Source organism: Fodinicurvata sediminis DSM 21159, from assembly GCF_000420625.1.
Classification (GTDB): domain Bacteria; phylum Pseudomonadota; class Alphaproteobacteria; order Kiloniellales; family DSM-21159; genus Fodinicurvata; species Fodinicurvata sediminis.
This window is the reverse complement of sequence record NZ_ATVH01000017.1, coordinates 166584-180576: the sequence shown is the minus strand read 5'-3', so window position 1 is coordinate 180576 and position 13993 is coordinate 166584. Positions and strand designations below refer to the sequence as shown.

9 protein-coding genes are annotated in these 13993 nt (G+C 61.4%); 7 read left to right on the top strand and 2 right to left on the bottom strand.

Going from position 1 to position 13993, the window contains the following annotated elements:
- Positions 1-2: 2 nt before the first annotated feature.
- The 4 genes from glcE to G502_RS21615 all read left to right on the top strand — a co-directional run bounded on the left by glcE (position 3) and on the right by G502_RS21615 (position 6451).
- Positions 3-1235 carry a glycolate oxidase subunit GlcE gene (glcE, locus tag G502_RS0114805; protein WP_022729461.1) on the top strand — a complete coding sequence of 411 codons (1233 nt, stop codon included), beginning with the start codon at positions 3-5 and terminating at the stop codon, positions 1233-1235.
- A 4-nt stretch (positions 1236-1239) separates the two neighbouring features.
- The gene (gene glcF, locus G502_RS0114800; RefSeq protein ID WP_022729460.1) at positions 1240-2529 is read left to right on the top strand and encodes a glycolate oxidase subunit GlcF; all 1290 of its coding nucleotides are present in this window, start codon (positions 1240-1242) and stop codon (positions 2527-2529) included.
- Between the two features lie 265 nt (positions 2530-2794).
- Entirely contained in the window at positions 2795-4420 is a 1626-nt protein-coding gene (locus tag G502_RS21620) for a sensor histidine kinase (RefSeq protein ID WP_022729459.1), read from the top strand.
- Positions 4421-4738: 318 nt separating this feature from the next.
- Positions 4739-6451, top strand: coding sequence for a sensor histidine kinase (locus G502_RS21615; protein WP_022729458.1), 1713 nt, complete (start codon positions 4739-4741; stop codon positions 6449-6451).
- Between the two features lie 15 nt (positions 6452-6466).
- On the opposite strand, the gene htpG is transcribed toward G502_RS21615, so the two are convergent.
- Positions 6467-8350, bottom strand: coding sequence for a molecular chaperone HtpG (htpG, locus tag G502_RS0114785; RefSeq protein ID WP_022729457.1), 1884 nt, complete (start codon positions 8348-8350; stop codon positions 6467-6469).
- A 487-nt stretch (positions 8351-8837) separates the two neighbouring features.
- Between htpG and G502_RS0114780 the strand changes: the two genes are divergently transcribed.
- From G502_RS0114780 to G502_RS0114770, 3 genes are all read left to right on the top strand, one after another.
- Positions 8838-11375, top strand: a complete 2538-nt coding sequence (locus G502_RS0114780) for a helicase-related protein (protein ID WP_022729456.1) — start codon at positions 8838-8840, stop codon at positions 11373-11375.
- 4 nt (positions 11376-11379) lie between these two features.
- Entirely contained in the window at positions 11380-11778 is a 399-nt protein-coding gene (locus tag G502_RS0114775; protein WP_022729455.1) for an RNA-binding S4 domain-containing protein, read from the top strand.
- A gap of 80 nt (positions 11779-11858) precedes the next feature.
- Positions 11859-13010, top strand: coding sequence for a pyridoxal phosphate-dependent aminotransferase (locus G502_RS0114770; RefSeq protein ID WP_022729454.1), 1152 nt, complete (start codon positions 11859-11861; stop codon positions 13008-13010).
- A gap of 15 nt (positions 13011-13025) precedes the next feature.
- On the opposite strand, the gene G502_RS0114765 is transcribed toward G502_RS0114770, so the two are convergent.
- Positions 13026-13955 (bottom strand): 2-hydroxyacid dehydrogenase, encoded by a 930-nt coding sequence (locus tag G502_RS0114765; protein WP_022729453.1) that lies wholly within the window; start codon positions 13953-13955, stop codon positions 13026-13028.
- Positions 13956-13993 lie beyond the last annotated feature (38 nt).

The window sequence follows — 13993 nt, the reverse complement described above, 5'->3', positions numbered from 1 at the left end:
CCATGAGCGAGATCCTGCGCCCGGAGAACCCGGACCAGCTGGTTGAACTGGTGAACTGGGCGGTTTCCGAGAAACAGCCCCTGAAGGTCATTGGCAGCGACAGCAAGAGCGGCCTGGGGCGCCCTGTGCAGGCGCATCACACGGTCTCCCTGTCGGCATTCAATGGCATCCGCCTCTACGAACCCGAGGAACTGGTGCTCTCCGCCGGTGCCGGAACGCCGCTTGCCGACATTCGCTCTGCCTTGCAGGAGACGGGCCAGGAGATGGCATTCGAACCACCGAATCTCTCGGCATTCTATGGCAGTGGACATGACGAGGGCACACTGGGCGGCCTGCTGGCTTGCAACCTGGCCGGCCCGCGCCGTATCAAGATCGGCGCAGCACGAGACCACTTTCTGGGCTTTTCCGCCGTGACCGGCCGGGGTGAACTGGTGAAATCCGGCGGCCGCGTGGTCAAGAACGTCACCGGCTATGATCTCAGCAAACTGCTGGCCGGCTCCTACGGAACGCTGGGCATCATGACCGAAGTCACGGTGAAGGTGCTGCCGGGCGCCGAAAAGCTGCGCACCGTGCTGGTCTATGGACTTGAGGATGCGCAGGCCGTCTCAGCCCTGTCCCAGTCCCTCGGCTCACCGCACGAGGTTTCCGCCGCCGCGCATCTGCCGGCCTCCACGGCTGCTGATTTCGAGCTGTCCCGGGTCTCCGACGCAGGCCGATCCGTCACCGCCGTACGTGTCGAAGGTCCGGAGCCTTCAGCCGTCTTCCGTTGCGAAGCCTTGCGCAAGGAGCTGTCAGCCCTTGGCGAGACCGAAGAATTGCACGGCAAGAACTCGAAGGATTTCTGGAGCAAGATCGCAAACCTGCATCCTTTCGTGCAGAGCAGCGAGCAGATCGTCTGGAAGGTTTCAACGGCTCCCACAGCCGGCCCCGGCGTTGCCGCCCGCATCCTGGACCAACGCAGGGGACAGCATTTCTACGACTGGGGCGGTGGCCTGCTCTGGATCGGCTTCGACCCGGCCGGGACCGAAGACGACGGCGGGACGGCCATCGTTCGCGAGGCCATTGCCGAAGCTGGCGGCCATGCCACCCTGATGCGGGCGCCTGACGCATTGCGCGCGGCTGTTCCGGTTTTCCAGCCGCAGGACGCCGGAAAGGCTGCGCTCTCGGCGCGGCTCAAGAACGCTTTCGACCCCAGCGGTGTCCTCAACCCCGGTCGCATCTACGCGGACAGTTAAGCCCATGCAGACAAACTTCTCACTCGCCCAGCTGGCCGACCCCGATACCCGGGAATCCGAACAGATCCTGCGCAACTGCGTGCACTGCGGCTTCTGTACCGCCACCTGTCCGACCTATGTCCTGCTGGGCAACGAGCTCGACAGTCCGCGCGGACGCATCTACCTGATCAAGGACATGCTGGAGAACGACAAGCCCGCCAGCGAGAAGGTGGTGACCCACATCGACCGATGCCTTTCTTGCTTGTCCTGCATGACCACCTGCCCCTCGGGCGTGCACTACATGCATCTGGTCGACCATGCCCGCAAGCACATCGCAGAGACCTACCAGCGCCCCCTGCCGGACCGCAGCCTGCGCAAGTTGCTGGCCACCGTCCTGCCCTATCCCGGACGCTTCCGCCTTGCGCTCATCGGTGCCCAACTTGCCCGACCGCTGGCAGGGTTGCTGCCAGGCCGCCTGAGAACCATGATCGACATGGCACCGCGCAAGCTGCCGTCGCCCTCCCCGGTGGACCGCCCGCAGGTCTTCCCGGCCGAAGGTACGCTCCGTGCCCGCGTTGCCCTGCTGAACGGCTGTGCCCAGCAGGTGCTCTCCCCGGCCATCAACGAAGCCACGGTGCGCCTTCTGACCCGCATGGGCGTCGAGGTGGTGGTGGCCCAAGGGGCCGGCTGCTGCGGTGCGCTGGTTCATCACATGGGCCAGGAGGACCCGGCGCTTGCCTCGGCCAGGGCCAACATCGATGCCTGGAACCGCCTGAAGGAGAGCGAAGGCGGCCTGGACGCCGTCGTCGTCAACGCCTCGGGCTGTGGCACCACGGTCAAGGACTACGGCTTCATGCTGCGCGAGGATCCGGACTATGCCAAAGCAGCTGCCGAGATCTCGAACATGACGAAGGACATCTCCGAGCTGCTGGCCGAACTGGACCTGCCGCAGCCGGTACGGCCCACCGGCCAGCGCGTGGCCTACCACTCGGCCTGCTCGCTGCAGCATGGCCAGCAGGTGCGCCAACCGCCGAAATCCCTGCTTCAGGCCGCCGGTTTCGAGGTGGTGGAGCCGGCTGAAAGTCACATCTGCTGTGGATCGGCCGGAACCTACAACCTGACCCAACCGGTCATCGCCAATCAATTGAAGGATCGCAAGGTAGGCCATCTGCAGCGCACGGGGGCCGAGATCGTCGCCAGCGGCAACATCGGCTGCATCACCCAGATCGCCAGTGGGGCCGAAATGCCGGTGGTTCATACGGTGGAACTGCTCGATTGGGCAACCGGTGGTCCACGCCCGGATGCGCTTGGATAAGCTGCTCCAAAAGCCCCTTGGGAAAGCCTGAGCCGATCAGCCTCTGTCCGTAGTAATGATGGACAGCAGCATTACGTTGATTTTTCGAGTCAATTGCGATTAAACCTGCCGCTGTTGTTCACTGGAACTGTGGCTCGAGTCTCCGAGTCGCAGGCTACAGGAGACCCTCAGTGCGTGCCGGCACCTCTCTCGCAACACCACATAGCGCGAAGCATCCGTGACCTTTCTCCGCAAGCATTCCGGCGAAAAGGGGACGCCACCATCCATGGGACGCCAGCTGTGGCCCGTGTTGATTCTGGTGCTGGGCTTCCTGGGCCTTGCCGCAGCGCTTGTCTATGATACCGCCTGGCACCAGTACGAACTGGCCGTGGAGTCCGAACGGCGCATTGTCGAGAAGGGCCTGAATCTGCACCGCAGAACCATCGCCAACCATACGGTCAGTGGCGCCTATGACGACGACAGCATCGAGAACCTCCTTTTGGACTACGACCCGGACTGGGCAGAGGAATACATAAGTGAATGGGCCCTCGACGGCCTGCAGATGGATGGCGCGCTGGTGGCCTGGAGCAACAACCGCATTCTGCATCACGTCAATCAATATGACCCCGAGTATCTGGCCGAGCCGGAAGCCCTGCCAGGTGAAGTCCAGGCTCTGATGGACACGGCCCGCAGCAATGTCGGCAACCCTGGTGAGCGGCCTGAAGCGGCCACAGGTTTTTTCAAGGACGAGAAAGGCCTGCATCTGGTTGCAGCCGCGCCGCTGACCTGGGAGGGCGCGCGCGATCACGCACTTGAGGAAGACCAGCATGCCGTCCTTGTCATCTTCATGACCTTCGATGACGCCTTCCTGACCGATCTGACAACGGACCTGGAACTGGAGGGCCTCAGCCTTGTTTCGGAAGCGCCCGAAGGCAGCCGCACGCATCTGCCCCTGACAACTGCCTCTGGACAGACCCTTGCCGCCCTGACCTGGGCCAGCACGTCACCCGGGCTGGGCATGCTGCGTGAGATGGTCCTGCCCCTGACAATCGCCGGACTTGTGATGCTGGTGCTTTCGGCCTTCTTCGTGCGTCACGCATACCGGCGTGCCCGGCTGTTCGAGTACTATCACGGCCTTCTGGAGGAACGGACCGAGGAATTGAAGCAGGCCAAGGAGCATGCAGAAGCGCTCAGTCGCAGCAAATCCCGCTTCCTGGCCACCATGAGCCATGAGCTCCGCACGCCGCTGAACGCCATCCTGGGCTTTTCCGACCTGCTGCGTCAGGAGTTCGTGAAAACGCTCCCCATCGAGCGCATCCAGGAATATGCACGGGACATAAATTCCAGCGGAGAATATCTGCTCTCGCTGATCAACGACATCCTGGACCTCTCCAAGATCGAGGCCGAACGCTACGAACTCCATGAAGAGGAAATCCAGCTGTCCGAACTGGTGGAGGAAAGCCTCTCCCTGGTCCAGAGCATGGCCGAGCGCAGCAACATAACGCTCCACAACGAGGTTACAGACTGCACGCTCCAGGCAGACCCCAGGGCCTTGAAGCAGGTCCTGGTCAACCTGCTGTCCAATGCACTGAAGTATTCAGGGCCCGAGACCAGTGTCTGGATCAGCAATACCCGGGAAAACAATGGGAAACTGACCCTGCGCGTGCGCGATCAGGGACAGGGCATGAAAGCGGAGGACATCGCCAAGGCACTCGAGGCCTTCGGACGGACCGAGGATGCCTATGTCCAGGGAATCCAGGGCACGGGCCTGGGCCTGAACATCTGCCAGTCCATCATGCAGCTGCACGAAGGCTCCCTGGACATCGAATCAGCGCCCGAACACGGCACTACAGTCATCCTGCGGTTTCCAGCAGAACGGGTCCTTCAAGCCAACTATTCCAAACAAGCCTAACGGTTTATATCAGGGGCGCTATTTCCCTCTTTCCACCCTGAGATACAGATCAAAAAAGCCAGACTTTCTCTTTTAAATAGAATGCATGTAAAAACCCCTGGAATGGAAGGCTCATTCTATCCTCAAAGCTCATGAAAACTGAAGCTCAAGAAAGCAAATATTCGGGGTATATCTTTACGCTTCCTCAACATATTGCTGTCACTTTCCGAGCTAAGCCGTGCTGCAAATTTCCTTTACCAGGAAACCACTTCAGGTAGAAGTCAAAAAACCCCTGAACAAGCAAGCCGGTCACTGCACAGCTGAGTTCAGGCACTTGAGATGGTAGATACTACAGAAGCGAGAAGAAGGGCTTACAATTTTGGGCTGATCACCGTACGTGCCCAACTGTTCCCAATCTTCGTTCTCGTTGCTGTCTTCCTCGTGGTAGCAGCCGCACTTATCTACAATACCGTTCAAGAGCAAAACAGGGTTGCCGAACAAACAGCACTGCAGATTGTTTCGTCCACCATCTCTGAACAACGCGAAAAGCTCAGCGATTTTGTGGAAGATTATGCCTATTGGGACGCTACAGTTGAAAACCTTGTCTCAAGCTATGATCCAAAATGGGCTGATGACAATGTAGGCCAATGGGTGGTTGACGGGCTTGGCATGGATGGCTCTCTCGCAGTAGGAGCCAATAACCGCATCATCCACCACACGGAGTCTGATGCTCTAGCTGTGCCTGAACATCTTCCAGAACCCGTGAATAAGTTGGTTATCGCTGCCCGCGCGCAGGCTGTAGGAAGAGGAAGCGAGGACTCCAAAGCAGTCACTGGCTTTTTCCGTGACAAGGAAGGTCTTCATCTGGCCGCCGCTTCTGTGGTTAACTGGGAAGGTACACGTCCGCTGCCCCGTGATGATGGCGCTCCAGTGGTCCTTATATTCTTCCAGACATTTGACCAGGATTTGCTATCCACAATCGATTATCCATTTCTTTTGAAGGATATGCACCTCTCCCTCGATAGTGCACAAGCAAGTGGGTCTCAGTTGCCCCTGAGGTCTGTTGAGGGAAACATACTAGGCATCCTGAACTGGGAATCTGCAAAACCTGCAAACGCCATTCTTAAGCAGCTCTATATACCTCTGCTTCTTGAAGCACTCATCATGATGCTGGTTTTTGGGATTATCATACAGCGCGCCTACAAGCGCGCTCAATTGTTCCATGAGTATCACAATTGGCTTGAGTCGCAGACCAAAGAACTGAGAGAAGCACGAAACTCAGCGGAGGCACTTAGCAAAAGTAAATCCGAGTTCCTGGCCATGATGAGCCATGAGTTGCGCACGCCATTGAACGCAATAATCGGCTTTTCAGACCTGATTCGCCAAGAATATTCACGATCACTACCTGTCGAACAAATTCAAGGCTATGCACAAGACATTCATGCAAGCGGCAATTATCTTCTTGGGCTGATCAATGACATCCTGGACATGTCTAAAATAGAAGCCCAACGTTATGAATTGCACGAGAGTGAAATAGAACTCTCAGACCTGCTTGAGCAAAGCCTGGTCCTGGTAAAGCGTTTGGCTGGGCAGAAGTCCATCTCGATAGAGATGCCCACGGAAGATTACCTAATACACGTCGATATCCGGGCCTTAACCCAGGTTGTCGTCAATATCCTGTCGAATGCCATCAAGTTCTCGCATCCTGGAACTTCCATTCAGATAAAATCTAGGGAGAATGTGGATGGCAGTCTTTCACTCTTGATCTCAGACCAAGGCATAGGGATGAGCGATGAGGATGTCCGGAAAGCGCTGGAGCCTTTTGGTCAGGCCAAGGATGCCTACCTGAGCAATACCAGCAAAGGCACCGGATTGGGCCTCAATATTTCAGAAGCCCTCATGAACCTGCACAATGGGTCTCTCACAATTCGTTCAGTGCCTGGCACGGGAACAACTGTGGAATTGCGACTCCCTGCAGATCGAATCAGTTCATGCCTAGATTATAGTACTAGCCAGAATACGGCACCACGCTTAGCCAGATCCTCAGGGTAGCAACCATCTTGCTCCTCAACCCAGACTGCGCTGAACCAGTTCGGACAGGCGCTTGGAGAAGTTCGAGGGATCGAGCGGCAGGTCGCCGTCCAGGATGCGCGCCTGGTCCAGGAGCAGTTCGCCCATGCCCGCCATCTCGCTGGCCTCGGCGCCGTTGCTGAGCTTGTCGGACAGCTTGCGCACCAGCGGGTGGTTGGGGTTGACCTCAAGGATGCGCGAGGCCTCCTGGTTCAGCTGTCCATGCTGCTTCAGCATGCGCTCCAGGTGCAGGTCCAGGTCACCGCTGTCGGCCGACAGGCAGACCGGGCTGCTGGTCAGGCGCTTTGAGGCGCGCACATCCTTGACCTTTCCGGAAAGGTTCTCCTTCAGGAAGGTCACCAGTGCATCGGCATTGCCCTCCTCGGCCTTCTCTTCGCCATCCTTTGAATCATCACTGGACTCGCCAGCGATGTTGTCCAGGTCGGCCCCGGCTCGCGTGACCGACTTGAACTCCTTGTCCTGGTAGTTTCCGACAGCCGGCACCCAGAACTCGTCGATGGGATCGGTCAGCAACAGGACCTCGACATCCTTGTCATAGAAGCCCTCGAGTTGCGGGCTTTTCTTCAGGACGTCCAGGTCCTCGCCGGTCATGAAATAGATTTCGTTCTGCCCCGGCTTCATGCCGCTCACGTACTCTTCAAGAGAAACCCAACCCTCGCGGCGAGTGGAGCGGAAGCGCGCCAGCTTCAGCAGGGGTTCGCTCTGGTCGCGATCCTCATAGAGACCTTCCTTCAAAACGGGACCGAAGGTTTCCCAGAAGGTCGTGTAATTCTCAGGCTCCTTCTCGGCCTTGGTCTCCAGTTCGCCCAGAACGCGCTTCACCAGCGCAGACTTGATCTTCGCGATCATGGGATTGTGCTGAAGCATCTCGCGGCTGATGTTGAGCGGCAGATCCTCGGAATCGATGATGCCGCGCAGGAAGCGCAGGTATGCCGGCAGCAGGGTCTCGCAGTCGTCGGTGATGAAGACGCGCTTCACGTAGAGCTTCACCCCATGCTTGCGCTGCGGGTCGAACAGGTCATAGGGCCGCTGCGTGGGAATGAACAGCAGGCCCGTGTATTCCATCATGCCCTCGACCCGGAAGTGCAACCAGGTCCAGGGCTCGTCCAGCGCGTGGGCAACGTGCTTGTAGAACTCCTTGTACTGCTCGTCCGAAATCTCGCTCTTCGGGCGCAGCCAAAGTGCACCCGCACTGTTCAGGCGTTCGTCCTCCGTTTCGCCTGCATGCTTCAGCACCACCGGAAAGGCGATATGATCGGAATAGGTCTGCACGATCCGGCGCAGGCTGGCCTCTTCCAGAAACTCCTGCGCATCCTCCTTCAATGTGATGGTAATGCGCGTGCCCCGGGCCGGTGCCGTCTCGCTCTCGCCGATGGTGAAGCTGCCATGGCCGTCGGACTCCCAGTGCCAGCCACTCTCCTCACCGGCCCTGCGGGTCTCGACGGAAACATGCTGCGCCACCATGAAGGCGGAATAGAACCCGACGCCGAACTGACCGATCAGATCCACTTCACCGCGCTTTTCGCCCAGCTTGTCCAGGAAGGCCGAGGTGCCGGACTTGGCGATGGTACCCAGGTTCTCCACCAGGTCTTCCCGATTCATGCCGATGCCGTTGTCGGCAATGGTCAACTGGCCCTTGTCCTTGTCCACCGACAGCTCGACCCGCAGCTCGGAATCGCTTTCCAGTAATGCGGGTTCGGTCAGCGCTGCATAGCGCAGCTTGTCACAGGCATCCGAGGCATTGGAAATCAGCTCGCGCAGGAAGATCTCGCGGTTGGAATAGAGCGCGTTGGCGACAATATCGAGCAGGCGGCTGACTTCCGCCTGAAAGGATAGCGTTTCCTGGGTGGTTTCACTCATGGCTTTACTGTTCTTCTTCACTTTGTCTCGGGTGGTGTTCGGACCGCCGCCCGAGGACTCAGGCGCGATCGCTCGTGATCTGCGGCAAGATATGAGTACCGAACCACCTCGGTGCAAGAGTGGAAGAGAGATTGCACCCCCTTGCTGCAATGCCTGCGCATGATAGCTTGAGGAAGGCAGGCCGGACCCGGCGACATCCCATGACGGAACGGCACCAACAGTGGCTTCTTTTTACGCTCGAGAGTCCATCCGGGGTTTGTCGAGACTTGGAATTGAAGCCTACGCGACAATAGTCGCGATTTCCGGCCTGCAGCCGGAGCGCCCCCGGAGGCCTGCCCTGAAACTTCCACGAATCGCTGGGGCCGCATACCGGAAAGACAGACAGCCCGACAGAAATGCCCCCTATCAACCGGTGGAAGCCTGTTATTGCTTTCGCCCAGCTGTTGCACCTTGGCCCCGGCAGCCCGATTTCTGTAGGATGGTAACTATGAGTTCAGATCGGGTCGTCGCGGTCCTGGGGCCGACCAACACGGGCAAGACCTTCTTTGCCATCGAGCGCATGCTGGCGCATTCCAGCGGCATGATCGGTTTTCCGCTGCGTCTGCTGGCGCGCGAGAACTATGACCGCGTGGTCAAGGCCCGAGGCGAGCGCCAGGTGGCGCTGATCACCGGCGAAGAGAAGATCATCCCGGACACCGCGCGCTATTTCATCTGTACGGTGGAGTCCATGCCGGTGACCCGGCCAGTGGACTTCCTGGCCGTGGACGAGATCCAGCTGGCCGCCGATCCCGAGCGCGGGCACATCTTCACCGACCGCCTGCTGCACGCCCGCGGCACGCAGGAAACCTTGCTGCTGGGCAGCGAGACCATACGCCCGCTGCTGCACGGCCTGATCCGCAATCTGGAGATCGTCTCGCGCCCGCGCTTTTCTAAACTGTCCTATGCCGGCCAGAAGAAACTGAACCGTCTGCCACCGCGGTCGGCCGTGGTCACCTTCTCGGTATCCGAGGTCTATGCCCTGGCCGAAATGATGCGCCGACAGCGCGGCGGCACCGCGGTCGTGCTGGGCGCCCTTTCGCCGCGCACCCGCAACGCCCAAGTGGAGATGTTCGAATCCGGCGAGGTGGATTACCTGGTGGCAACCGATGCCATCGGCATGGGCCTGAACCTGGGGCTCGATCATGTGGCCTTCGCCCGCCTGTCGAAGTTCGACGGCCACCGCCCGCGCCGGCTGAGCGCACCCGAGGTCGGTCAGATCGCCGGACGTGCCGGCCGGCACATGAACGACGGCACCTTCGGCACCACAGCGGACCAGCCACCCATGGAGGAAGAGCTGATCGAGGCCGTGGAGGAACACCAGTTTCCGGCCTTGAACGCGCTTTATTGGCGCAACCGCGAGCTGGATTTCACCCATCCCAAGGCCCTGCTGCGCAGCCTGGAACGCCGGCCGGAGCGCAGGGAACTCATGCGCGTACGCCCGCCCGACGACCAGGCAGCCCTGGCAACCCTGCTGCGTGACGACTCCCTTATGGACCTGGCCCAGGATCGCGCCAGCGTCGAGCTACTGTGGGACGTCTGCCAGGTGCCCGACTTCCGCAAGACCTTCAGCGACAACCATGTCCGCTTGCTGGCTCAGATCTTCCGTTACCTGCGCCAGAACGACCGCCAGCTTCCCGAGGACTGGGTGGCCCGGCAGATCAACCGCATCGCGAGGACCGACGGCGATATCGACGCGCTCATCGCCCGCATCGCCCATGTGCGCACCTGGACCTTCATCACCCATCGCGGCGACTGGCTGGCCGACGCCAAGGGCTGGCAGGAACGCACCCGCGCCATCGAGGATCAACTCTCCGATGCTCTGCACGCGCGGCTGACCAATCGCTTCGTGGACAAACGCACGGCCACCCTGCTGCGCCGGCTTAGGAGCGGCGAGGACCTGCTGGCTTCAGTGCGCAACAACGGCGAGGTCTTGGTCGAAGGCGAAGAGGTCGGCCATCTGGAGGGCTTCCGCTTCCGCCTGGACGCCTCGGTGGACCGCGACGACAGCCAGGCCATCCTGGCCGCCACGCGCAAGGCGCTTCAGGGCGTCATGCCGCAGCGCCTGTCGAAACTGGAGGAGGACAACGACGGTGCCTTCCAGCTGGATGACCGGGCCCAGCTGCTCTGGCGCGGCACCGCCATCGCACGCCTGGCACCAGGGGACAGTCCGCTGACCCCACGCATCCAGACCTTCGACAGCGAGCTCCTGGACGGCCCCTCGCGCGAGCGCATAAGGCGGCGCCTGGCTGACTGGCTGAACCGCCACCTGCGCAATGGCCTGGCGCCGCTCTACCAACTCGAGGAAGCCCCCTTGAAGGGGGCGGCCCGCGGTCTGGCCTTCCAGGTGGCCGAAGCCATGGGCAGCTTGCCGCGCTCTGCCGCCGCCGAACAGGTGCGGCAACTGGACAAGGCGGACCGCAAGGCGCTGGCCGGCCTGAACCTGCGCCTGGGGGTGCAGTCACTCTTCCTGCCGGCCCTGCTGAAGCCACGCAGCCAACGTCTGCGGGCCCTGCTCTGGTGCGTTTTCCACGCGCATGCCTTCACAGCCGTTCCCGACAGCAGCACACGCCTGCTTTACGACGAACGCGCCCAGGATCCTGCCTTTTGCCAGGCCATCGGCTACCGCAGCCTGGGGCGCGGCAAGCGCAGGCTGGCCGTACGTGTGGACAGCCTGGAACAGGCCATGGCCCGCGCCCGGCAGCAAACCCGGGAAGGCGTGCTGAAACCCGATCAGAAGCTCTGCGACCTCTTGGATGGGGATCCGGAAACCCTGCGCCTGGTTCTGGGCAGCAATGGCTATCAGCCGCATCAGGAAGACGGCGAGACCGTCTATCGACGCCAGCGCAAAGCCAAGGGCAAGCCGGAAGGCAGGAAGCCCAGATCCGGAAACACCAAGCCTGGCAAAGCCAAGACCGGGCACCAGAAGACACCCGATGCAGCCCCGCATTCTCCCTTCGCCGTCCTGAAGCAGATGAAACGCGGCTGAGGCCATGAGCGAAGAACAAACCGAGGCCTTCCTGCGCCTGGACAAGTGGCTTTTCTTTGCGCGCTTCTACAAGAGCCGCGCACTGGCCACCCGCGCCTGCGAGGCCGGCGAGATCCGTATCGGCGGCACGGTGGTGCGCAAAGCCAATCACAGGCTGCGCATTGGCGATGTCCTGACCTTTTCCCGCGGCCCCTATGTGCGTGTGATCAAGGTGGTGTCACTGCCAACCCGACGCGGCCCCGCCAGCGAGGCCCAGGAAAGCTACGAAGACCTGAATCCCATCAGCGAGCAGCACCCCCTGCCCCGCAACAGCCGTGGCGAAGGCCCCGCCCGGGAGCCCGGCAGCGGGCGCCCCACCAAGCGCGAGCGCCGCAAGCTGGACCACTTTCGCGGAGAATGGTGAGTTCTCCCTTGCTTGCCCTCAATCCCGCAGCGGGTTAAGGCTGGCAACCAGCACACGAATCATCTGTCAGGGGGACCTTCATGGCACTGAAAGTCGCGGAACGCGGGCGTATTCCGTCCTTCATCGTCATGGATGTGCTGCGCGCGGCCAACGAGAAGATGGCGGCCGGCGAGCATGTTCTGCACCTGGAGGTCGGTCAGCCCGGCACACCGGCGCCCGAAGCGGTGCGCAAGGCGGCACACACCGCGCTCGACTCCCTGCGTCTGGGCTACACCGATTCGCTGGGCATTTCGCGCCTGCGCCGGCGCATCGCGCGCCACTACACCGAAACCTATGGCGTGGAACTCGCCCCCGAGCGCGTGGCGGTTACCGCCGGCTCCTCGGCCGGTTTCCTGCTGTCCTTCCTGGCCGCTTTCGAGCCGGGCGACCGCGTGGCGCTGGCCGCGCCAGGCTATCCCGCCTATCGCAACATCCTGAAGGCCCTGGGGCTCGAGGCCGTGCTGCTGCCCGCCGGGCCTGAGGAGCGCTTTCAGCCGACACCTGAGTTGATCGAACAGGCTGGCGCGTTGGACGGCCTGATCCTGGCCAGCCCCTCCAACCCCACCGGCACCATGGTGGACCGGGAGGCACTGGAGCGCATCGTCGACTGCTGCCGCGAGCGCGGCATCCGCCTGGTCTCGGACGAGATCTACCACGGCATCGAATTCACGCGGCGCGCCGTCAGCGCCAGCGAGCTGACGGACGACGCCATCATCGTCAACAGCTTCTCGAAATACTACTCCATGACCGGCTGGCGCCTGGGCTGGCTGGTCCTGCCGCCCGAGCTGGTGCTGCCCATCGAATGCCTGGCCCAGAACCTCTTCATCTCGCCCATGGCCCTGTCGCAGGAGGCCGCCGTGGCCGCCTTCGACGCCGGCAAGGAACTGGACGCGACCGTCCAGATCTATGCCGCCAACCGCGCCCATCTGCTGGAGCACCTGCCCGCCGCCGGCTTCCCGGATCTGGCGCCCGCCGACGGCGCCTTCTACATCTATGCCTACAGCGGCCACCTGGGCGACGACAGCCAGGCGCTCTGCAAGCGCATGCTGGACGAGATCAATATCGCCGCCACGCCCGGCACCGACTTCGACCCCCAGCGCGGCCACCACTACATCCGCTTTTCCTTCGCCGGCGCGACCGAGGAGATCGTCGAGGCCTGCGAACGGCTCAAGGGCTGGACGGCAAAGCTGTAAAAGCTGGGGCTTGCCTCAATACCCCCGATCCAGATCCACCACGTTCTGCATGGGCTGACCAGCCTCGAAGCGCTGCACGTTGTCCACCAGCGAGGCGACCGCCGTGCGTGGCACGGTGATGCTGGCCATGTGCGGAGTCAGGATGATGCGCCGATGGCTCCAGAAGGGATGGTTCGCAGGCAGCGGCTCCTCGTGGAAGACGTCCAGGGTGGCGGAGTCGATCTGCCCGCTGTCCAGGGCATCCAGCAGGTCCTGGTCCACCAGGTGCTCACCGCGCGCGGCATTGATGACCATGGCCCCCTGAGGCATGCGGTTGAAGAGATCGGCGTTGAGGATGCCGCGCGTCTGTTCGGTCAGGGGCAACAGGCAGACCAGGATCTCGCTGCGCGCGACAATCTCCTGCAGGCCCTCCTCGCCATGATAGCACTTGACACCTTCGATCCGCTTCTCTGTACGGCTCCAGCCGGCCACGTCCAGGCCCAGCATGGCCAGCTTCTCCGCGGAATCGCGACCCAGGACGCCCAGGCCCAGAATGCCCACCTTGCGGTCCCAGCAGGGGGTGAGCGGCAGCGGCTCCCAGCGTTGCTCGGCCTGCTGCTCGCGATAGTCCAGCATGCGGCGATGATGATAGAGAGTCTGCATGACAACGTACTCGGTCATGCCCGCGGTGAGGCCTTCTTCCACCATGCGCACAAGCGGCAGATGGCGCGGCATGTCCGGGTCCTTCACCAGGTGGTCGATGCCGGCGCCGATGGAAAAGATCACCTTCAGGTTGGGCAGCGACGCCATGATCCCGGGCTCCGGCTTCCACATCAGAGCATAATCGATCTCCGAGGCATCGCCGATCTCCGGCCACTGACGGATGTCATGATGCGGCAGCTGCCGCTCGAGCTCGGGAATCCAGACTTTCGCGCTGTCGGACGTGGAATAGAAAAGCAGGGCCATGGGAAAACTCGACTGAAGAAATGACAGATGTGGAAGGA